Origin of the sequence: Micromonospora sp. WMMD961, from assembly GCF_029626145.1 — a bacterium.
GTDB lineage: Bacteria > Actinomycetota > Actinomycetes > Mycobacteriales > Micromonosporaceae > Micromonospora.
The window spans coordinates 4,399,665-4,420,089 of sequence record NZ_JARUBJ010000002.1; the positions used below are offsets into that span (position 1 = coordinate 4,399,665).

Genomic DNA, 20,425 nt, shown 5'->3' on the forward strand with positions numbered 1-20,425 from the left:
AAAGAAGGCGGACCATGTCCCCGACTCCCGCTACCCGTCGCGGGATCGCCCTGGCGCTCATCCTCGGCTCGCAGCTGATGATGACGCTGGACACCTCGATCATCACGACCGCGCTGCCGCACGTGCAGCGGCAGTTCGACTTCTCCCAGTCCGGGCTCTCCTGGGTGCAGAACGCCTATGTGCTGGCGTTCGGGGGCCTGCTCCTGCTCGGCGCCCGAGCCGGTGACCTGCTCGGCCGCCGCCGTGTCTTCATCGCCGGGATCGCCCTGTTCACCGCGGCGTCCCTCGCCGCCGGTCTCGCCCAGAGCGGCAGCTGGCTGATCATCGCCCGCGTCGTGCAGGGCCTCGCCGCCGCGCTCGCGGTGCCCTCGACGCTCGCGCTGCTGGTCGCCGACCACCCCCAACCGGGGGCCCGAGCCAGGGTGATCGCCCTCTACAGCGCGGTCATCGGCGCTGGCGGCAGCGTCGGCATCGTCATCGGCGGCGTCTTCACCGACCTGCTCTCCTGGCGCTGGGGAATGCTCGTCAACGTTCCGATCGGCATCGCCATCGCACTGCTCGCACCACGGTTCCTGGTCGAGACCGAACGCCGCGCCGGCACGTTCGACCTGGGCGGTGCGCTGACCTCCACCGGCGGCATGACCGCCCTGGTGTACGGCTTCATCCAGGCCGCCGCAGCCGGCTGGAGCGCACCGGGCACCGTGGTCTCGTTGGGCCTCGGCGCCGTCCTGCTGATCACCTTCGTGCTGATCGAACACCGCGCACCGCAGCCCATCACCCCACTGCGACTCTTCGGCAGCCTGGAACGCTCCGGGGCGTACGCCGGGCGGATCCTCATCGTCGGCGCGACCTTCTCCACCTTCTACTTCCTCAGTCAGTACCTCCAGGAGGTGCTGCACCTCAGCGCCCTGCAGACCGGCTTCGCGTACGTGCCCATCACCGGCATGTTCTTCGCCATGGTGTACGTCATCCGGCCCCTGCAGAACCGGCTCGGCCGTCCCCTCCTGCTGGTGGCGTCCCTCGTCATCGCGCTGGTCGGCATGGCGTGGCTGTCGCGGATCTCGGCCGACTCCAGCTACTTCCCGGACGTGCTGCTGCCGCTGCTGGTGATCGGAATCGGCCAGGGCATCGCGATCATCCTGATGACCCAGGGCGGCGTCGCCGGAGTCGAACCGCAGGACGCCGGCGCCGCGTCCGGTCTCGTCAACGTCGCCCACCAACTCGGTGGCTCGCTCGGCATCGCGATCCTCACCATCGCGTACACCCGTGCCAGCTCCGCCACCGACCCGACGGCGGGCTTCCACGCGGCCTTCACCGGCGCGGACGTCTTCTTTCTGATCGCCCTGGCCCTGGCCGTCGTCGTGGCCGTCGCGGGCCGCCGCGCCACCCGGCTCGCCGCTCTCCCCACCACCTGAACGCCCCTCGCGGCGCCTGGAGCCGGGAGGCGCTGCGGGCCCTGCACTGCGGGGCTCCCGGCCCTGCACTGCGGGGCTCCCGGCCCTGCACTGCGGGGCGCTCCCGGCCCTGCACTGCGGGGCTTATCGGATGGCGCGCTGCCTTTGGAGCTGATGCCGCAAACGAATCAGACCGAATGCCTGCCGCTTGCGGTGCCTGCCGCTTGCGGTGCCTGCCGCTTGCGGTGCCTCCCGCTTCCGCCTCCCGGCTGGAAGCCCTCGGTCGGCCGCGACGCCTCGTCGGTGATGTCGCTAACGATTCAGCTCCAAAGGCGCCGACCCACCCATCCCCATCCCGCTACGCCGAAGCGGATCGCAGGTCGGCGGTCAGCTCGCCGGGCCGGCCTCGCGGGGCCCGGGATCCCGAGGGCGGTACTCGGGGCGGAGCTTCGCGCTCGCGAACGCCGACTTCACCGCCGCCGAGAGCGCGGCGACGTCGTAAGCGCCGTGGTGTCGCCGCCCGTTGACGAAGAAGGTCGGGGTGCCGGTGACGCCGCTGAGGTCGGCGGAGTCGACGTCCTCGGCGATCCGGTCCACTCCCATCCGCTTCACCATGTGCTCCCGGAACGCGTCCAGGTTCAGGCCTAGTTGTTCGGCGTAGCCGAGCACGTCGGCGGGGTTGAGAGCGTCCTGGTGAGCGAGCAGCAGGTCGTGCATCTCCCAGAAGGCGCCCTGCTCCCCCGCCGCCTCGGCCGCCTCGGCGGCGAGTTGGGCGTGCGGGTGGACATCGGTGAGTGGCAGGTGCCGCCACACGTACCGGACGTTGGCGAAGTCCGCCAACAACTCTCGGACCACCGGCTCGGCCTGCCCGCAGTACGGGCACTCGAAGTCCCCGTACTCCACCACCGTCACCGGTGCCTCAAGCGAGCCGCGCATGTGGTCGCGGTCCGGATCGACCGGCAGCATCAGGTCGACGATCCCCTCGGCGACGCCCAGCAGCGCGCGTGCCCGCCGCGCCGGCGAAAGCCGCCCGACCGAGCGGAACACCAGCCAGGTGACGAGGGACGCGCCGAACGTCGACACGATGATGCCGAACTTCGCCTCGTCCAGGGCCGGCCCGCTCAGTGCGTGGGTGGCGATCAGGAGCGCGACGGTGAAACCGATGCCGGATACCGTGCCGACCCCCAGGACGGCGAGCCAGCCGACGGGCGGTCGGAATCGGTTGCCGCTCAACCGGGTCGCCAGCCAGGCGGTGAGCACGATCCCCGCCGGCTTGCCGACGACGTACGCGAGGACGACGCCGATCGTGACCGGCGAGGTCACGGCCCTGGCCAGCAGGTCACCGTCGATCACGATGCCGACGTTGGCCAGCGCGAACAGTGGCACGATCACGTAGCTCGCCCAGGGGTGGTAAAGCGTCTGCAGCCGCTCGTTCGGCGACAGCGCCGAGGTGAGTCCGGCCTGCGCCATCCGGGCGAGTTGCGGGGTGGGCTGTTCCCGGAAGAGGCGGAACTGGTCGCTGGCCCGCTGCAGGTCGCTGCGGCCGGGAGCGTAGGCGTAGGTCAGCAGTCCCATCAGCAGACCCACCGCGACCGGATCGACGCCGGACATCGAGACGGCGAGCCAGGCCGCCACCCCCAGCAGCGCGTAGACCGGCCCGAACCGCACACCCCAGGCCCGGACGAGCAGGACGACGCCGAAGATCGCCGCCGCGACGATCAGCGCCGTCAGCGAGGGGTGGTGCGGGTACGCGACGGCCAGCACTGCGATCGCCACCACATCGTCGACGACGGCGACGGTCAGCAGGAAACCCCGCAGCCGTTCCGAGAACCGCGGCCCGAAGACGGCCAGCGCGCCGAGCGCGAGCGCCGTGTCGGTGGCCATCACGGCACCCCAGCCCGCCGCGCTGGTATGCCCGGCGTTGATGGCGAGGTAGATCGCGATCGGCACGAGCATGCCGCCGACCCCGGCCAGCATCGGCAACGCCAGGCGACGCCGCTCCCGCAGCTCACCGATGTCGAACTCGCGTCGCAACTCCAGCCCCGCGACCAGGAAGAAGAACGTCATGAGGCCGCTGTTGACCCAGAAACGCACATCGTGTGTCACGTGCCAGTCGGCGAGCTGGACTGAAAAGGTCGTGTTCCAGACCGACTCGTACGACGAGGCGCTGAGGTTCGCCCAGAGGAGAGCCGTCACCGCGGCGATCAGCACCACCCGCGCGCCGCCGGTCTCGGTGCGCAGGAACGAGCGCAGCGGAGCGTTGAACCGCCCCTCCCAGGCTGTTCGGCTGGTCCAACCCCGGTGCGTGTTGTCGCTCATCACGGGGACAATCTTCGCCGACCTGACGGTCAGGTGGTCCGGATTGCTACTCCTCTTCGGCGAAGACCACCGCGCGGCGCTGGCGAATCGTCGGGAGGACGGCGACGACGAGGGCGGCGACGGCCAGGGTCAGGAGCACCGCGGAGATCGGGCGGGTCACGAAGACCGACGGGTCGCCACGGGAGATGATGAGCGCGCGCCGCAGGTTCTCCTCCAGCAGCGGGCCGAGGACGAAGCCGAGCAGCAGCGGCGCCGGCTCGCAACCGCACTTGATCAGCAGGTATCCCAGGATCCCGAAGAACGCGATCGCGTAGACGTCGTACGCGTTGAAGCTCAGCGAGTACGTGCCGATCGCGGCGAACAGGATGATCATCGGGAACAGCACCTGGTACGGGATGCGCAGCAGACGCACCCAGAGGCCGATCAACGGGAGGTTCAGCAGCAGCAGGATCACGTTCCCGATCCACATCGACGCGATCAGGCCCCAGAACAGCGCCGGTTCGTCGTTGATGACGTTCGGGCCGGGAGTGATGCCTTGCACGATGAACGCGCCGATCATCAGTGCCATGACCGGGTGGGCGGGCAGCCCCAGGGTGAGAAGTGGGATGAACGACGTCTGCGCGGCGGCGTTGTTCGCCGACTCGGGACCGGCGACACCCTCGATCGCGCCGTGCCCGAACTCCTTCGGCCGCTTCGAGATCCGCTTTTCGACGGCGTACGAGGTGAACGAGGCGAGCACGTGCCCGCCGCCGGGTAGGACGCCGAGCGCGGCGCCGAGACCGGTGCCCCGCAGGATCGGGGCGACGATCCGACGCCGGTCCTCGCGGGTCGGCCAGAGGTTGGTCACCCTGTTGACGACGGCCGTACGGGTCTGCTCGTTCTCCAGGTTGCGCAGGATCTCGGCCACCCCGAACAGGCCGACGGCGACCGACACGAAGTCGATGCCCCCGTACAGCTCCCGCTGCTCGAACACGAACCGGGGCGTCCCGGTGTAGATGTCCTGGCCGACCGTGCCGAGCAGCACGCCGAGCGCGATCATCGCCAGGGCCTTGAGCGCCGTGCCTCGGGCCAGCGCGATCGACACGATCAGGCCGAACAGCACGAGCGAGAAGTAGTCGGCCGCGCCGAATCTCAGCGCGACGCTGGCCAGTGGCGGGGCGGCGGCGGCCAGAGCCACGGTGGCGACCGTACCCGCGACGAAGGACCCGATCGCCGCGGCCGCGAGGGCCGGTCCGGCCCGGCCCTGGCGGGCCATTTCGTGCCCGTCCAGCGCGGTGACCGCCGCGGACGACTCACCGGGCAGGTTGATCAGAATGGCGGTCGTCGAACCGCCGTACTGTGCGCCGTAGTAGATGCCGGCCAGCATGATCAGCGCCGTCACCGGCTCGAAGCTGAACGTGATCGGCAGCAGCATCGCCACCGTCGCCGTCGGCCCGATGCCGGGCAGTACGCCCACCGCGGTTCCGAGCAACACTCCCACGAAGCAGTAGAGGACGTTCTGGACCAGGAGGGCCGTCGAGAAACCCAGCGCGAGATTGTCGAGAAGGTCCATTCCTCAACCCAGACGGCCCGTCAGAATCCCAGCCACGGGCCCCACAGCGGGATCCGCAGCTGGAGTCCGACGACGAAGATGAGCGTGCTGGCCACGGTCAACCCAGCGGCCACCGCCACCGCCGTGAGCAGCCGCACGCGGGTGCTGGCCAACGTGGTGACCAGGGCGGTCACCGCCGTCGTCGGGACGAACCCGAGGCGGCGGATGGTGAATCCGAAGAACAGGACCGCGAGCACGATGACGGCGACCGCCCGCCACGGGATCGGTCCAAACGAGATCACCTCACCGGCGACGAGGCCCTTGCCGACGATCGCCAGGCCCAGGGCGACCACGGCCGCGCCCACCAGCAGCGGGAAGGCACCCGGGCCCATCCGCGTCGGGGTGCCCAGCTCGTAGCCGAGCGCCCCCACCGCGAATGCGCCACCGATCAGGACGAACATGCCCCCGGCGAGGACGTCCGGGAACGACCGATGGCGCTCCACCTCAGGAGACCTTGACCCCGGAATCGGCGATGATCTTCGCCCAGGTGCCGATCTGCTCGTCGAGCTTCGCCCGGTGCGCCTCCGGTGTCGCGTCCTGGGCCGGGACCGGCGCAGTGCCGAGCTTGGCCATCTGGTCGATGACGCCCTGGTCGGCCAGTGCGACCTTGAGCGCCTCGGACAGCTTCTGGACGATCTCCTGCGGCGTGTCCGCCGGAACGTACAGCCCGTGCCACACGCTGACCGTGAGCTGGGGCAACCCGGCCTCGGCGGTGGTGGGCAGGTCGGGAAGGCTCTTCACCCGCTCGGGCGTGGTGACCGCGTACGCCTTCACCTTTCCCGCCGCGATCTGGCCGCTGGTGTTGGTCGTCTGGTCGCACATGAAGTCGACCTGGCCGCCGACGAGGTCGGTCAACGCGGGACCGGTGCCCTGGTACGGGACCTCCTGGAGCTTCACGCCGGTGATGGTCTGGAACAGCAGGCCACACAGGTGGGAGGCGGCGCCGATGCCCGCGTTGGCCAGCGTGACCTTGCCGGCGTTCGCCTTCACGTGGCTGACCAGGTCCGGAAGCGTCGCGGGCGCGAAGTCCTTGCGGGCGACGATCGTCATCGGCACCTCGGTGACGAGCCCGACCGACTCGAAGTCGTCGAGTGGCTTGTAACCCAGGCTCTTGTACAGCGCGGGCGCCGTCGACATGCCGATGTGGTGCATGAGCACGGTGTAGCCGTCCGGCCTGGCCCGCGCGACGTCGCCGGCGCCGACCGTGCCGCCGGCACCCTCGACATTCTGGACGACGATCTTGCCGCCGAGCTTCGTGGCCATCGGCTCGGCGATCATGCGGGTGACCGTGTCCGTCGGCCCGCCGGCGCTGAACGGCACGACGATGGTGATGTTCCGGTCCGGATAACCGGCGGCGTCGCCCCCGCCATTGGCGCCCCCGTTACCGGAACAGGCCGCGACGAGCGAGACGGCGCCGACCGCGGCGATCATCCGTCCGGCGGCGCGGCGCCTGCTGGTCGTTCGCATACGGCAGCCCTCCTCATCAACGCATGGACATTCCTGATCGGGCATGTGGCTCCCAGTCTCGGCTGGTCGGAGCGCGGATGGTGTCAGAGAAATCCCAAGAACTCGCGGGCCGGCACGAGCACCGGTCCGGGCCGTACAATCCGCTGGTATGCGGATAACCGTCATCGAGGATGACGACCGCGTGGCGCGGGGTCTGGTGACCGTTCTGACCCAGGCGGGCTTCGAGGTCGACCGGGTCGCCACCGCTGCGGAGGCGGTGCGCGCCGCGCCGTCCGACGTGGTCCTCGTCGACCTGGGTCTCCCCGACGGCGACGGACTGGACGTCATTCGCAGCCTGCGTGATCATCCGCAGACCGCCGTCATCGCGGTGACCGCACGATCCGAGGAACACGAGCGGGTCCGTGGCCTGCGCGCCGGCGCCGACGACTACATCGTCAAGCCGTTCGGCATACCAGAACTGCTAGCCCGGATCGATGCCGTCCTGCGGCGTACCCGGGCCGCCCGCTCCCTCGCCCCGGCGGACGCGCCGCTCGTCCTCGGCCCGGTGCGGATCTGCGTCGGCACCCGCGAGGTCACCGTCGACGGCACGCTCGTGCCGTTGACCCGCAAGGAGTTCGCGTTGCTGCTGCTCCTGGCGCGGCGAGCACCCAACGTGGTCAGTCGCGACGTCATCCTCGACCAGATCTGGGGTGCGACCTGGGAGTCGTCGAGCCGCACCCTGGACACCCACATAGCGGCGCTTCGGCACAAGCTCGGGCCGGGAGTGGTCATCCGCACCGTCCACGGCGTCGGCTATCGGCTCCTGGCCGACCAGCCGGAGCTGATCGGCTGACGCGCCGTGCGCCGCCGCCTGCTCGTCGTCCTGGTCCCTCTCGCGGTGCTTCTCGTCGCGGCACTCGGGGTGCCGCTCAGCGTCACCGTGGCCGAACGGGAGATGCAGGAGACGTACGTCAACCGGCTGGGCGACGTCGGCCGGTTCGCCTCGCTGGCCGAGACCGCGCTGTCCACCGGGCGGACCGAGGCGTTGCAGCAGGAGCTGACCCGGTACCACGATCTCTACGACATCCCGGTCGCGCTGATCGACACGTCGGGCACGGTGCTGCTCGGGCCGGCCGACGCCTACGCGGAGGCGGCGCGCGCCGAGCCGGCGTTGCCCCGGACCGTGACCGCGGCACTGGCCGGCGCCCGGTCCGAGCCGTCCTGGGAATGGGCTCCCTGGGCCGATTCCGCCCTCGTCGTGGCGGAGCCGGTGGGCCGGGACAGCGAGGTCGTCGGCGCCGTCGTGACGATCTCCGACCTGTCCAAGACGCGCGAACTCATCCTCGTACGCTGGGCCCGGCTGGCCGGGCTCGGGCTGCTGCCGTTGATCGCGCTGGCCGCCGTCGCCTGGCCGGTGTCGGCATGGGTGCTCCGGCCGGTGCGGAAACTGGACGCGGCGACCTCGCGGATCTCCGAAGGCGACCTGACGATCCGCGCCGACGCCGAGGCCGGCCCGGTCGAACTGCGGCGGCTCGCGCGATCGTTCAACACCATGATGGACGCCGTCGAGAACGCCGTGCAGCGGCAGCGCGCGTTCGTGTCCGACGCGTCGCACCAGTTGCGCAACCCGTTGACGAGCCTTCGGCTCGCGGTGGAGAGCCTCGCGCCGCACCTGCGACCGGACGGTGACGGCCAGCAGATGTACGACGTCGCCGTCGACGAACTGAAGGCGATGCAGCGGATGCTGAACTCGTTGCAGGCCAGCGCGCGAATGGAGAGCATGCGGACCGCGTCGCCGGTGGACCTCGACGAGGTTCTGGCGACCCGGGTCGACCGGTGGCGGGCACTGACGGCCACGGCCGGACAGACCCTGACGGTCCACGTACCACCGGGGTTGCGGGTGTTGGAGCCGCCCGGCGGCCTGGGCAGCATCCTGGACGAGCTGATCAGCAACGCGCTGCGGCTGTCCGACGCACAGGTCGTGGAGGTGTCCGCACAGGTTGTCCCCGGTGGTGCGGGCGTCGAGGGCCGCGACGGAGCCGTGGTAGCGGTCGCCGTTCGCGACGACGGCCAGGGCATCGACGCCGCCGAGCGGGCCCAGGCGCTACGACGGTTCTGGCGGTCGCCACGACACCAGAACGTGTCCGGTACCGGCCTGGGGCTGGCGATCTGCGCCGACCTGATCGGGGCGGCCGGGGGCGAGCTGCGCCTGGCGGACGGCCTGCCCCGTCCGGACGGGTCCGGGCACGGCTTCGCCGCGGTGGTGGTGTTGCCGGCCGTACCGCAGGTGGTGTCTCCGTCCGACGCTGAAGCGTCGGTGCCGACCTGATCATCCGGTCGCTGTCCCGGGTCACCGCTTCCGGTCGCGGAACCAGGCCGCCGCGCCCGGGTGGAGCGGAACCGACGCCGTCGCTATCCCGGTACGCACGTTGATCTGCCAGGCCTCGGGGAGGGTTTCGGCGTCGTCGCGGCCGGCGGAGGTGATCGCGCCGGTGTGCGTGAAGACCGTGTCGGTGATGGCGTAGGCCAGGCCCTCGGGCAGGTCGTCGCGCGCGAGCAGCACGTTCGGTACGGCGACCGTGCGAATGGCCGGGACGCCGGCGTAGGCAGTCGCGTGGATCATCGCCGGGGCGTAGGGACCCGGGTACTCCGTGAAGAGCCCGCCCGCCTGCGCGTCCAGCGGGATAAGCCGGATGGGGTGCCGTTGCGCCAGCTCGGTGATGGCGGGTGTCGGGACGCCGGTCAGGGAGAACATCGCGTCGATCGTGCCGTCGCGCAGCGCCGTCGCTGATTCGGCCTGGCTGAGATGCCTGCGGTCGGCGTTCACCGTGCCGAGCCGCAGCACCCGCAGCGCTGTGAACTCCGTGCCCGAGTCGTGTGCACCGAGGGACAGGCGCTTGCCCTCGAGATCCTGGAACTCGTCGATCGCCGAATCGGCCATCACCACGAGGTGCAGGTGGCTGTCGTAGAGCCGGCAGATCGCCGACAGCCCCGGGGGCGCGCTGCCGTCGGCCCTGATCAACGCATCCAGGCTCGTCAGCCCGAGGTGCACCTCGCCGGCCCGCAGCATCCGGATGTTGTCGGTGGACGCCCCGCTCGGCACGGTGGTCACCGTCACCGCCGGCACCTGCTCGGAGATGTGCTCGGCCAACGCGCCGCCGATGCGCCGGTACACCGCTCCCGCCGGCCCGGTCGCCAGTCGCAGGTGGACCTCGCTCGCCTCGGGCTGCCGCGAGCAACCGACGAGCAGCCCTGCGGCGGTCAGAAGCACCGCCCGCCGACTGAACCGCAGCTCCGGGCTCAGCACCATCCCGAAATGATACGGACCGGGATCGTGTGCCGAACGGGAGCTCCGGCGACGGCGCCCAGTTCGTCGTCGACGACCGGGGCCCAGCGTTCGCCCCGTGCTCCACGAGCCGCAACCTGCCGGACCGACCGTTCTATCCGCTATGATGGTGGGTATGGCGCGCACCGAAACCGACACCCGGCCCTCCGCGGCGCGACTCCGGCTGCTCAACACGGCGACCAGGCTCTTCTACGCCGAGGGGATCCATTCCGTCGGCGTCGACCGGATCATCGCCGAGGCAGGGGTGACCCGGGCCACGTTCTACCGGCACTTCCCCAGCAAGGACGACCTCATCCTGGCCTACCTGCGGGAAGTCCACGTCATGGAGCGTGGACTGGTCGAAGCGGCGATCGCCGCCAATCCCGCGCCGGTCGACTCACTCCTCGGCATCGCCGGCGCCATCGCCCAGAACGTCCAGTCTCCCGCGTTCCGCGGATGCGCCTTCCTGAACGCCGCGGCGGAGTATCCCGAAACCGGTCATGCCGTGCACCAGGAGATCATCGCCCACCGGCAGTGGTTCCTGGACACACTCACCACGCTGATGGCGCAGGTCCACGAGGAGACGGCCGATCCCGCCGCGCGCCACTTCGTCATGCTCCGCGACGGCGCCATGGCCGCCGGATGCCTGTTCAACCCCGCCCTGGTGTCCGAGACCTTCCTGCGCGGGGTGGAAGGGCTCCTCCGGGTCAACACCGCGCGCCAATCGGCCGAAACCGACCGCTGAGCCGCCTGGTCACGCCTCGGAGTCGTCCCGGTCGAACGGCTCCCGCCCGACCGGTGGGGCCGGCACCTCCGGCGAACGGCCCCGACTTCGCAGCGCGTCGAGCAGCGCCACCAGCGCCAACACTCCGGCCACCACGGACAGCGAGACCATCGACGTCCAGCGGAACAGCGCCGGTGTGAGCACCAGCAGAGTCACCAGGCCGATCACCAGGGCCCGCGAGGCCCGACCGAAGATCTCGTACTCCAGCCGCATCCGGGCGAGGAGGAAGAGCGCCGGACCACCCACCACGAACAGCAGCCAACTCGGCCGCGGCGACCCGTACGGATGGTCGATCACCAGCTCGTAACCGACAGCGGTGACGAGCACGCTGAGCACGATCAGCAGATGCGTGCGCTCCGACGCCGTGCCCAGTCGGCCGGGCATACCCGCGCGACTCAACGCATCGGTCAGCAGCAGACCGGCACGGTAGAAGTAGATCCGCCAGAGCAACGAGCTGGTGACGAACGCGACGACGAAGGCCGCCGCCCGCTCGGCGGAGTAGTCAGCGCCGCCGAAGACGATGCCGATGAGCAGAATCGACTCACCGAGGGCGATGAGGATCACCTGCTGGTAGCGGTCGGCCAGATGCACCCCGGCGATCCGCCACCGGCTCACCGCCGAGGCCCCGAGCCTCGGCAGCGGCCAGCCCAGAATCCAGGCGAGGTAGTCGATGCCGAGGGCGACAGCCCACAACGCCGGGAGAAGTCGGTCCGGGCCCAGGGCCCCGGCCAGCCAGAGCGGTGCGCTCGCCGCAGCCCAGATGGCGAGCCGGAAGGGCACCAGCCGTCGCGGATGCCCACGCAACGCGGCGGCGATCACCAGCGGCCGCACCACCATCACCGACAGGTACGCGACCGCGAACGGCAGCGCCCGCTCCTCCATCCCACGGGGCAGCGTCACCGCCATCACCAGGCCGGCGAACATGGTGCCGACCACGACGGCCTGGATGATCGACCGCTCCGGCTCGTAACGGCTGGTGATCCAGGCGGTGTGCGACCAGATCAGCCAGAGCGCCAAGAAGAGCAGCAGGGTACGGCCGAACCCGCTCGCGAGGGCCCAGCCTGTTCCGTCGCCCAACTCGGCGAACCGACGCGAGACCTGGGTGAGCGCCACCACGAAGGCCAGGTCGAAGAACAGCTCCAGGAACGTGGCTCGGCCCGAACTCGTCGGCGGGCGCAGCAGCTTGGCACCAGGTCCCGCCGTCATCGTCCTCCTCAGTCCGCCCCTCGTCGCACCAACGAATCGACCGGCGAGGGGTTGCGTCAGCCCGGCAGGAAGTGCCGCGACGACATCGAGATCGAACGTCAGCCGCAGATGAGGAGGCCCTCCGAGTCGAAGCGGAGGCGGCCGCTGCTCACGGCGACGTGCAGCCCGTACCGCAGCAGTTTGTCGATCTTCTCGGTGCGTCGGCGGTAGCCGAGCCGCTCCAGGCCGGCGCGCAGCAGCCGCTCCTCGTCCATGCTCGACGCGCCCTGCAGCACGTGGACGAAGGCGTTGGCCACCTCCTCGGGTGGCACCTCCTCGAACGCCCGGTCGTTGCTCGCCCGGGTGACCCGGTACGCCCGGTACGTCTGCGGGTCGACGCCATCGGGCCACGCGTACCGGCCCAGCGTCGGGTGTGTGTGCAGGCGGCGGGAGTCCACGAGCGCGAGCACGGCGGTACGCCGGTCCTCACGGGTGCGGAGGAAGCCGAACCGGGCGAGGGCGAGGCGGGCGAGCCGGTGCTGTTCCACAGGTCCCTCGACCTCGATGATCTCGCGGAGCGCGTTTCGCATCAGGCTACGTATCCGCTGGTCGGTTGCCAGCAGGTCGAGGTCGGCCTGATCTCCGAGCGAGGTCGGGACGTACGGAACGAACGGGGTTGCCGTGACGATGTCCGCTGCTGCCGTGGCCGGCGCTGGCGGCGCGGTGGTCGCGGCGACGAGTGCGGTGACGGGGGCCGACGACGCGCCGGGGAAGGGTTCTTCCTCCTCCGTGCGGCGCGGCTGTGGCACCTCGGCGGCCGGTGTCGGGAGCTGCGGCTCCCCGCCTGTCGCGGGACGGGGCTGAGGCAGCTCGATGCCGGGTGTGACCGCCGACGACTCGGGCTCCCGTTCGACGGTCGCGAGGGCCTCGGCTCGGATGACCGCTTCGTCGACCCGGTCGAGCATGGCCGACCGGTCGTGGATCCACGCCGGCAGCCAGAACCGCACGACCTCCGACCAACCCATGATCGAGCGGAGCAGCGTCGGTGCGGAGTCCCGGTCGGCCACCGTCGGGCGTGCGCTCCAGTCCGGGCCGTCGAGCATGACGGCCACCTGCCAGCGTGGTGAGCCTGGCCTACGCACGGCGATGTCCACAGTGAAGTCGGACAGGCCGTGCGAGGTGCGGACCTCGTGGCCGCGGTCGCGCAGCGCCGCGGCCACCTCGTCGCGGATCCGGCTGCGCCGTTCGGTGCGGTCGGTGGCCAGGTCACCGAGACGGTCCGCGCCTGCGGCGGCCATCTCGCAGTACGCCCGCAGGTGCTGCGTGCCCAGCGCGGAGGTGCGGGCGAGGTCGATGTCGATCGGGTCGAACGACGAGTAGAGGACGACCTGGCGGCGGGCGCGGGTGATGGCCACGTTGAGCCGCCGCTCCCCGCCGGCCTGGCTGAGCGGGCCGAAATTCAGCGGAAGCTGACCGGTCTCCAGGTTGGTGGAGAAGGCCAGCGAGAACAGGACGACGTCCCGCTCGTCGCCCTGCACGTTCTCCAGGTTCTTCACGAAGATCGGCTCGGCGACCGCTCCGGAGAGGTGCTCACGGATGATCGGATCGGTGCTCTCCTCCAGCAGGTTGAGGATGAGGTCCCGCTGCTGGATGTTGAAGGTGACCACGCCGACGGACTGGGTGGCGGTCGCCGGGTCGTGCAACCGCCGGGTGATGTCGGCGAGGATCGCCCGTGCCTCGACCTCGTTGGTGCGGGACCCACCCCGGTCGTACTGACCGTCGACACGTCGCCAGCTGACGCCCGCCGAGCTGGCGGCACCGGGCGACGGAAGGCTGGAGAGCTTGTTGTCGTAGTAGTAGCGGTTGGAGAAGGCGATCAGGGACTCGTCGTGACTGCGGTAGTGCCAGGACAGCCAGCGTTGCGGCAACCCCGACTCGACGGCCTCGCTGAGGATGCTCTCCAGGTCCTCCGGCACCGGGCCGTCGCCGTCGTCGACCTCGTCGAGCGTGTGGCTGGCCTGCATGATGCTGCTCGGCGGCATCTGCCGGGAGTCGCCGACTACCACCACGGCGCTGCCCCGACCCATCGCGCCGATCGCCTCCGCCACCCGGATCTGGGAAGCCTCGTCGAAGATGACCAGGTCGAAGCGTTGGCTCCCCGGCGCCAGGAAGTTCGCCGCCGACGCCGGGCTGACCAGGACGCACGGGGTCAACGCCAGCACCGCGTCCGGGTACTGCTCGAACAACTCCCGGAAGGATCGCCCGCCCCGCTTGCGGCGAAGCTCCGCCGCGAAGTCGGCGAAGCGGCCACGCCGGTCGGTCGGGCTGAAGGGGCGGCGACGCACCAGCACCGACGGCAGCTGCGTCGGCAGCGCGGACCGTAGCTCAGCCGCGGCGGCCTCGAACTGGCTGATCTCGTCGTCGTGCAGCTCGCTGTCGAAATACTGCAGGCCGCCGGCGCGTACCCGCTCGTTGAGCGACGCGGTCGCGACTCCCCGGCGGTAGACCTCCTCGGCGACCTGCGCGGACACCTCTGCGCGCAGCAGCTGGTCCTGGTAGCCGGTGAGGCCGGCAGAGGCCAGGACGTCGGCATGGGTGAGGACGGTCGCCCATCGGCGCAGTGGGAACAGCTCCTCGGCCCGCAGCTCCTGCAGCCAGACCGCGCCGTCGCGCTGCCAGGCGTCGACCCAGTGCGACCCGGCGGCCCACCGGGTCAGCTCCGGCCCGCCGGAGCGCAACACCCCGCGCCAGGCCCGCCACCGCGAGGCACACCGGTCGAGCACTGCCGCGCCGACATCGGTGAACCCGCTCTGGAACAGCTCCCAGGCCTGCGGGTGCTGGCTCAGCAGCGCCCGACCGACCCGGGTCGCCTCGATCGCCTCCGTCAGACGCTCCTGCGCGTTCGGGTCCGTGGGCAGCCACTGCGACAGCCGCAGCCCACCAAGCCCCAACAGGTGTCGGTGCAGCGCGGCGGCCTGCGCCTGGGCGGCGACCAGCCGGCCGGTGAGCACCTCCATCTGCTCCACGTCGAGCGTGGCGCCCGCGACCACGTGCACGGCCAACCGGTCCGCGATGGCCTGGCGGCGCTTGCGCTTGCCGAACAACCGCTTCGCCACCTCCTGGGCCTCGGCGTGCCAGGCGGTCAGCTCCGGTCGGGCGAACACGTCCGGCCGGAAGGTCGCCAGCTCACCGGCGAAGCCCTGCCGGAAGGCCGCCAGGTCCGTCTGGAGCCGGGCCACCGCCTCGTCCCAGCGTGGATCGCTCGCGTGCACTGTGGTCGCCCGGTCCGGCAGCAGTCCGCGTACGGCGAGCCAGGCGCCCGCCTGCAACTCACTGACGGTCTCCGGTGCGGGCAGCGTCCGCAGCACCTCGACCAGCCGCGGGTACGCGCCGAGGTCGGCACGAAGATGCTCCAGCTCACCGGCGATCTCGGTGACCGCAGTGGCGTGCAGCCCGTCCAGGGTGCGGCAGCCGCTGAGCGCCCACGGGTGTGCGGCCCGCAGGCGGGCCGACCGGGCGGCTGCCGGGAACTCCCGCAGTGTCGTCTCGACCTGCGCGCGTGCCTCGGCCGGGGCGTGCAGATAGCTCACCGGGATCGGGGCGACCGGGCCCTCGGAGTACGCCAGGGTCTGCTCGTAGGCCGACCAGAGCGACATCCCGACGGGGTTGGCGGTGTGCACCTGCGCCGGGTACTCGGTCAGCGGGGCGAGCCGCGTCCGGTAGGCCGTCTCGACAGCCGTCCAACTGCCGTCGCCGCCCTGGTCGTACTGGTCGAGGGCGTCGCGCAGCTGCTGGCGGATCGCGTTGAGGGACTGCTTACGCCCGTGCAGGTCCAGAGCGAACGGTCCGAGGCCGACCTGCCTGAGGCGGCGCTTCACCACCTCCAGTGCGGCCTGCTTCTCGGCGACGAAGAGCACCGACCGACCGGTGCTGACCGCGCGGGCGATCATGTTGGTGATGGTCTGCGACTTGCCGGTGCCGGGCGGGCCCTCCAGGACGAACGAGTGACCGCGCTCGGCGCGCACGATGGCCTGCATCTGCGAGCCGTCGGCGGGAATCGGCAGGTGCAGGTCCGCCTCGTCGACCATGACCTCGGCGTCGTCGGGACGGGCCGGGTCGTCGAAGGTGGCCCCGGAGGACTCGACCAGGTGCCGCACGACCGGGTTCTCCATGAACCGGGGCCAGTGGTCGGTGAGGTCCCGCCACATCTGGAAGGTGGAGAACTGCAGCAGTCGAAGGCTGGCGGTCTCGTCGATGCGGTAGTTGAGCCGGTTGTCGAGCAACCCGGTGTTGATCGCCGCCAGGGTCTTCGCGATGTCGATGCCGTGCTCGTCGAGGACCGGCTGCTCCAACTCCGGGATCCGCACGCCGTGCTTGACCCGCAACCACTCGATCAGGCAGTGGTTGGGACTGGCGACCTCGGTGCCGTCGATGACCATCGCGTACGGGCGACGGCCGCTGCCACCCTCGACGCGTACCGGCAGGAGGAACAGCGGCGCGTACGCCTCTCCCCCGGTCGTCTTGGTGTGCACCAGCGTGCCGATGGTCAGGTAGAGGTAGTTGCTGCCGGTCTCCTGCTCCATCGTGCGCGCCTCACGCTGCAACGCCCGCATCGCCGTCTTGTAACGCGCGTCGGTGACCGCGCCGTAGACCCGGCGGTCGGTACGCAGCTCCCGGGTGAGGATCTCCGCGTCGAGGTCCTGCGCCCGACGCGCCCCGGCCAGCTCGTGCACGTGGCTGATGTCGTCCTGCGGGATGACCTGCACCTGACGGCCGTCATGGATGAGATCGTCCAGCAGGGCCAGCGCACCCGCCGGCACGTGCAGGTCCAGACCACGGCCCCGCTTGGGCAGGTTGAGCAGCGGATTACGCAGGCTCAGATCGAGCAGCGACTTCTTCCACTGCTGGACCCGCGCCGGTGACCCGTCGGACTGCTGCGCCACCTCGTCACCGTCGTCGGCGAGCTGACGCAGTTTCGCGGCGGCGACGCCGGGCGGGAGGTCGAGGGATGCTGTTATCTCCGCCGTCGCCTCGGCGTCGACCGCGGCGGGCGCGATCAGTTCGTCGGGCGACGGCAGCGGCTGGATGCCGGAACGGTGCGCCAGGTGCACGTCGACGACGCCCTGCATGCGCTCGCCGTCGCCGCGGAAGTGCCCGAGCCCGACCCGTACCGCCTCGGTGAAGGTCGCCGACTGCGCGCCCGGCCCGACGCGGGTCAGCTCGACCGGCACGGCCCGGCCGGAGTCCACCATCGAGATCAGCAGGTTGGTCTCGGTCACCGCGGCCGAGCCCAGCCGCTCCTCCTCCAGCAGGAAGCCGCCGAAGGCATGCCCCGCGCTGACGAAGATGAGCGGGTGCAGCCCCGCCGCCTCCAGACAGGCGGCGTACGTGACGGACAGGTCGAGGCAGTTGCCGAGCCGACCATCGAGGACGGCTGCTGTGGTGCGTACCTTCTGGCCGGTGTTCTCGAACGACGCCGGCAGGGTCTGGTAGGTGATCTCCAGTTGCCGCAGCGCCTCGTACACGGCCCCGGCGACCAGCGCCGCCCGCTCCGAACCCTCCTGATAACCCTGCAACGAGCCGGAGCCGGTCCGCGCCAGCAGGAGCTGGGCGGCAGCGCGCAGCACCGCCTCCACCGCCCGGGTGTTCGGCTGCACGAAGGCGGCCAGGCTGTCGTACAGGGCGGGGCTGTTGAACCACTCGTTGTGCGCCAACACCCGTGATGGGGCGACCAGCGTCAAGTCGTTGTCGGCTGTCTCGACGGTGAGGTGGTAGTCGACCGGGAACGCCTCGTCGGTGCGGTACAGCAGCTTGCGGTCGGGCGTGAAGTCGCGGAAGTCGTCCCAGCTGGTGCTCGCGCCGGGCCGCAACGGCGCGGTCAGGGTACGCGTCCACGGCTCGGTCAGCGCGCCGTCCGGGCCGCGCAGCTCCAGCGTCAGCGTGACGGCGGTCAGCGGCACCGCTCCCCTGTTCACGAGGGTGAGGTGACGGACCAGCGGCACCCGGTTGTGCACCAGGGCGGCGTTGATCGCCGGCTGCACGAGCAACCCGACTTCGAGCTGGTCGTCGTCGGCGGTGAACTGCGCGAAGACGCTGTCGGACATGGGCGTTTCTCCAGGTGGGGAGACCGTGGGGGGCCAGCCTAGCGGTCAACCCACCGGCGGAGAGGGCCCGGCCGTACGACGGCCGCGCTGCCGCCTGAGCGTGCTACCCGGGGCGCCGCCGGGTATCGGCACCCACCGGTTCGATCACCTGCCGGAATTCCTTCCCAAGCTGGGCCACCGCGTCGTCGAACTCGTCACGGGAAACGGCCTCCCGCAACGTGGTGAGCACCGCGCGGACGCCGGTACCGGCGAGCGCACGGTCGATGGCCGGGTGGTCCGCCACCCGCCGCACGAACTCGTCGAGCCCGAACGGTTGGGCCTGCTCCTGCCTACGATGCGGTGGCGCTTTGCGCAGGTGGTCGTCGAGCCCGTCGGGAAGCTGGTAGGCAAGGTCCTCGGCCTGGCCGGCGCTGATCCGGTCCGCCAATGTCTCCAGAGTCGCGCGGCTGAGTGTCGCCGCCTGATCGGTCGACACCTTCGCCCGCGTGGCCACTGCGTTGATGAAATCGTCGTATTCCACCTGATTCTCCTCTCCGGCCCGATCGCCGTCGAACCGCCGGTTAGGAAGGCCCGCGTCGACGCTGTTCGGGTCGATGTCGCCTGCTGGCGTCACGACGTGATCGAACTGGCTGGCCCCTGGGTTCCCGGTGGCGGAGGAAGGATTCCCTGGCGATCCCGCTCCTTGAGCTCGCCCGTGATCCCCAGCTGGTTGTCGCGCAGCGCCCTGGTACCTCGACAGCCTGTCGGATCCGGGGGTGAGCGTGCCTCATCCCGATCGGGCGAATCAGGAGTGGGGGTTCACGACCAACGCAGTTGGGCCCCCGAGGGCACCGGCGACCGATTCTGTCTGGCCGGCCCGAGTCGGCCCACGTCGACCGGCTGCAGGACTCGACCGCGTACAGCAGAGATGTGATCACACACGTCCGGTCGGTCACCAGTCGCGGGCCCAGTCCGGTGGCGGTACGACGGCGATGTGCGGTTCACCGCTGATGGGTTCGAGGGCGTGCACCACCCGCAGGTCCCCATCGGCTGCGGCGTAATCGTCGGTGACGACACGACCACTGCTGCCGTCGGTGCTCACCAGCAGCCACCGGTCGGGATGAATGCTGCCGTCGTCGACCAGCGCCCGCACCCCGAAGGTTCGGGCGAGAGTGGCCGCCAGCTCACGCTCCCCCTGCCCGGTGGCATCGACGAGTTCGGTGTCGCCGGTCAGGATCCAGCCGAATCCCTCGTCCTCGTCGGGGGGATTGAACATGACGACCGGCCGCGGGTCGTCGACCGCTCGGTCTTCGATTCGACCGATGTAGACCGCATCAGGTGAGATGCCGTAATCCTCGTTGAGGAACCGCCGAAGAGCAGCTGCGGACAGTTCCTTCTCGAAGTGGATCTGATAGCGCAACACTTACCCCCGGTAGCTCTTGTGGTGGCGGAAAGACATCCATCGCCCGCACCTGCGCGGCCTCGGTCAGGAACGGATTGCGGGTCGTCGCGGCTCTCGCCTTCTCGATGTCGCAGCCAGCGGCAATGCGCTCCTTCAGCGCGCCGTACTCGGCTCTTCGCACCTGTCATCGACGTAAGCGGCGGGAGCAGTCGCCGTCGTGGCCGTCGCGTAGGAGGCAGCGCCGGCCGCCGGGCAGCCGTAGGTCGCAGAAGACCCGATGGCAGAGGAACTGCTGGTCCTCCTCGGAGACGGTGGTCTCCCCCGGGTCCACCATCGGCAGCACCAGCATCCACCGGCCGATGACCCGGGCCAGGCGTTGCGCGGCGAGCAGGTCGGTGGCCACGACGGGCAGGTGGATGACGTACCGCTGGCTCATTGGACCTGGCCCCGCTCGTTGCGGGCGCGGGCCTGCTCGGCTTGCCAGCGACGTAGCGCGCCCTTGATCCGGGCGGTCTCGCGGCGGCTCTCGGCGAGAGCGGCGTAGACAGCGGCCATGTCGACGGCGACCCGGTCGAGGAAGGCGTACACGTCGTCGGGATTCAGACCGCGACGTCCGAGCCCGGTCGGCGCGAAGCGGCGCTCACGCACCTGCCACGGCAGCAGACTGGTGTACGCGGCCGAGCGGTACGTCGCACCGCCGCTCGCTGCCCCTGGTCGCTGGTTGTTGGCGTTCATGTCTGCCTGCCTTCCTGACGCAGAGGAGCGAGGGGTGTTCGGGGAAGCGCGGCGGCCGTTCGGGGGGACCGGACGGCCGCCGTGCTGTGATCAGCCTGCGACAGTCCGGAGTGGAAACGCAACGTTCTAAACCGCGATTTCGCTGCTGTGCATTGACTTTC

15 protein-coding genes are annotated in these 20,425 nt (G+C 70.5%); 4 read left to right on the forward strand and 11 right to left on the reverse strand.

Translation table 11 applies throughout. The annotated features are described in order from the left end of the window. The first annotated feature begins 14 nt into the window (after positions 1–14). Complete coding sequence (locus O7614_RS19965) at positions 15–1,415, forward strand: MFS transporter (protein ID WP_278139987.1); 1,401 nt, start codon at positions 15–17, stop codon at positions 1,413–1,415. Positions 1,416–1,781: 366 nt separating this feature from the next. Here the strand turns inward: O7614_RS19965 and O7614_RS19970 are convergent, their stop codons facing one another. The 4 genes from O7614_RS19970 to O7614_RS19985 are packed head-to-tail and all read right to left on the reverse strand — an operon-like array spanning position 1,782 to position 6,771. Continuing rightward, positions 1,782–3,713, reverse strand: coding sequence for a Na+/H+ antiporter NhaA (locus O7614_RS19970; RefSeq protein ID WP_278139988.1), 1,932 nt, complete (start codon positions 3,711–3,713; stop codon positions 1,782–1,784). Between the two features lie 46 nt (positions 3,714–3,759). Further along, the gene (locus tag O7614_RS19975) at positions 3,760–5,265 is read right to left on the reverse strand and encodes a tripartite tricarboxylate transporter permease (protein WP_278139989.1); all 1,506 of its coding nucleotides are present in this window, start codon (positions 5,263–5,265) and stop codon (positions 3,760–3,762) included. A 20-nt stretch (positions 5,266–5,285) separates the two neighbouring features. After that, a complete protein-coding gene (locus O7614_RS19980; RefSeq protein ID WP_278139990.1) occupies positions 5,286–5,747 on the reverse strand; it encodes a tripartite tricarboxylate transporter TctB family protein in 462 nt (153 codons plus the stop codon). Between the two features lies 1 nt (position 5,748). After that, the gene (locus O7614_RS19985; RefSeq protein WP_278139991.1) at positions 5,749–6,771 is read right to left on the reverse strand and encodes a tripartite tricarboxylate transporter substrate-binding protein; all 1,023 of its coding nucleotides are present in this window, start codon (positions 6,769–6,771) and stop codon (positions 5,749–5,751) included. A gap of 148 nt (positions 6,772–6,919) precedes the next feature. Between O7614_RS19985 and O7614_RS19990 the strand changes: the two genes are divergently transcribed. Together O7614_RS19990 and O7614_RS19995 are read left to right on the forward strand one after the other, a co-directional pair. Then, positions 6,920–7,603, forward strand: a complete 684-nt coding sequence (locus tag O7614_RS19990) for a response regulator transcription factor (protein WP_278139992.1) — start codon at positions 6,920–6,922, stop codon at positions 7,601–7,603. Between the two features lie 6 nt (positions 7,604–7,609). Beyond that, a complete protein-coding gene (locus O7614_RS19995) occupies positions 7,610–9,079 on the forward strand; it encodes a HAMP domain-containing sensor histidine kinase (RefSeq protein ID WP_278139993.1) in 1,470 nt (489 codons plus the stop codon). A 21-nt stretch (positions 9,080–9,100) separates the two neighbouring features. Here the strand turns inward: O7614_RS19995 and O7614_RS20000 are convergent, their stop codons facing one another. Next, entirely contained in the window at positions 9,101–10,060 is a 960-nt protein-coding gene (locus O7614_RS20000) for a TAXI family TRAP transporter solute-binding subunit (protein WP_278139994.1), read from the reverse strand. Between the two features lie 94 nt (positions 10,061–10,154). Here O7614_RS20000 and O7614_RS20005 point away from each other — a divergent pair, with 94 nt between their 5' ends. Then, the gene (locus O7614_RS20005) at positions 10,155–10,820 is read left to right on the forward strand and encodes a TetR/AcrR family transcriptional regulator (protein ID WP_278139995.1); all 666 of its coding nucleotides are present in this window, start codon (positions 10,155–10,157) and stop codon (positions 10,818–10,820) included. Positions 10,821–10,829: 9 nt separating this feature from the next. Here the strand turns inward: O7614_RS20005 and O7614_RS20010 are convergent, their stop codons facing one another. The 6 genes from O7614_RS20010 to O7614_RS20035 form a co-directional block, all read right to left on the reverse strand. Further along, a complete protein-coding gene (locus O7614_RS20010) occupies positions 10,830–12,065 on the reverse strand; it encodes a low temperature requirement protein A (RefSeq protein WP_278139996.1) in 1,236 nt (411 codons plus the stop codon). Between the two features lie 98 nt (positions 12,066–12,163). Beyond that, positions 12,164–18,148, reverse strand: coding sequence for a DUF4011 domain-containing protein (locus O7614_RS20015; RefSeq protein WP_278139997.1), 5,985 nt, complete (start codon positions 18,146–18,148; stop codon positions 12,164–12,166). 103 nt (positions 18,149–18,251) lie between these two features. Next, complete coding sequence (locus O7614_RS20020; RefSeq protein ID WP_278139998.1) at positions 18,252–18,761, reverse strand: DUF2267 domain-containing protein; 510 nt, start codon at positions 18,759–18,761, stop codon at positions 18,252–18,254. A gap of 318 nt (positions 18,762–19,079) precedes the next feature. Next, positions 19,080–19,550 carry a hypothetical protein gene (locus O7614_RS20025; RefSeq protein ID WP_278139999.1) on the reverse strand — a complete coding sequence of 157 codons (471 nt, stop codon included), beginning with the start codon at positions 19,548–19,550 and terminating at the stop codon, positions 19,080–19,082. Positions 19,551–19,713: 163 nt separating this feature from the next. After that, positions 19,714–19,965: a hypothetical protein gene (locus O7614_RS20030; protein ID WP_278140000.1), complete on the reverse strand. Its 252-nt coding sequence runs from the start codon at positions 19,963–19,965 to the stop codon at positions 19,714–19,716. Next, a complete protein-coding gene (locus tag O7614_RS20035) occupies positions 19,962–20,264 on the reverse strand; it encodes a DivIVA domain-containing protein (protein ID WP_278140001.1) in 303 nt (100 codons plus the stop codon). The genes O7614_RS20030 and O7614_RS20035 overlap by 4 nt, the downstream gene beginning before the upstream one ends. Between the last annotated feature and the right edge of the window lie 161 nt (positions 20,265–20,425).

Excerpts from the sequence above, each read along its gene's own strand:
- O7614_RS19965 (WP_278139987.1), top strand. The coding sequence starts at position 15 with ATGTCCCCGACTCCCGCTACCCGTCGCGGGATCGCCCTGGCGCTCATC.
- O7614_RS19970 (WP_278139988.1), bottom strand. The coding sequence starts at position 3,713 with ATGAGCGACAACACGCACCGGGGTTGGACCAGCCGAACAGCCTGGGAG.
- O7614_RS19975 (WP_278139989.1), bottom strand. The coding sequence starts at position 5,265 with ATGGACCTTCTCGACAATCTCGCGCTGGGTTTCTCGACGGCCCTCCTG.
- O7614_RS19985 (WP_278139991.1), bottom strand. The coding sequence starts at position 6,771 with ATGCGAACGACCAGCAGGCGCCGCGCCGCCGGACGGATGATCGCCGCG.
- O7614_RS19990 (WP_278139992.1), top strand. The coding sequence starts at position 6,920 with ATGCGGATAACCGTCATCGAGGATGACGACCGCGTGGCGCGGGGTCTG.
- O7614_RS20000 (WP_278139994.1), bottom strand. The coding sequence starts at position 10,060 with ATGGTGCTGAGCCCGGAGCTGCGGTTCAGTCGGCGGGCGGTGCTTCTG.
- O7614_RS20010 (WP_278139996.1), bottom strand. The coding sequence starts at position 12,065 with ATGACGGCGGGACCTGGTGCCAAGCTGCTGCGCCCGCCGACGAGTTCG.
- O7614_RS20015 (WP_278139997.1), bottom strand. The coding sequence starts at position 18,148 with ATGTCCGACAGCGTCTTCGCGCAGTTCACCGCCGACGACGACCAGCTC.
- O7614_RS20030 (WP_278140000.1), bottom strand. The coding sequence starts at position 19,965 with ATGAGCCAGCGGTACGTCATCCACCTGCCCGTCGTGGCCACCGACCTG.
- O7614_RS20035 (WP_278140001.1), bottom strand. The coding sequence starts at position 20,264 with ATGAACGCCAACAACCAGCGACCAGGGGCAGCGAGCGGCGGTGCGACG.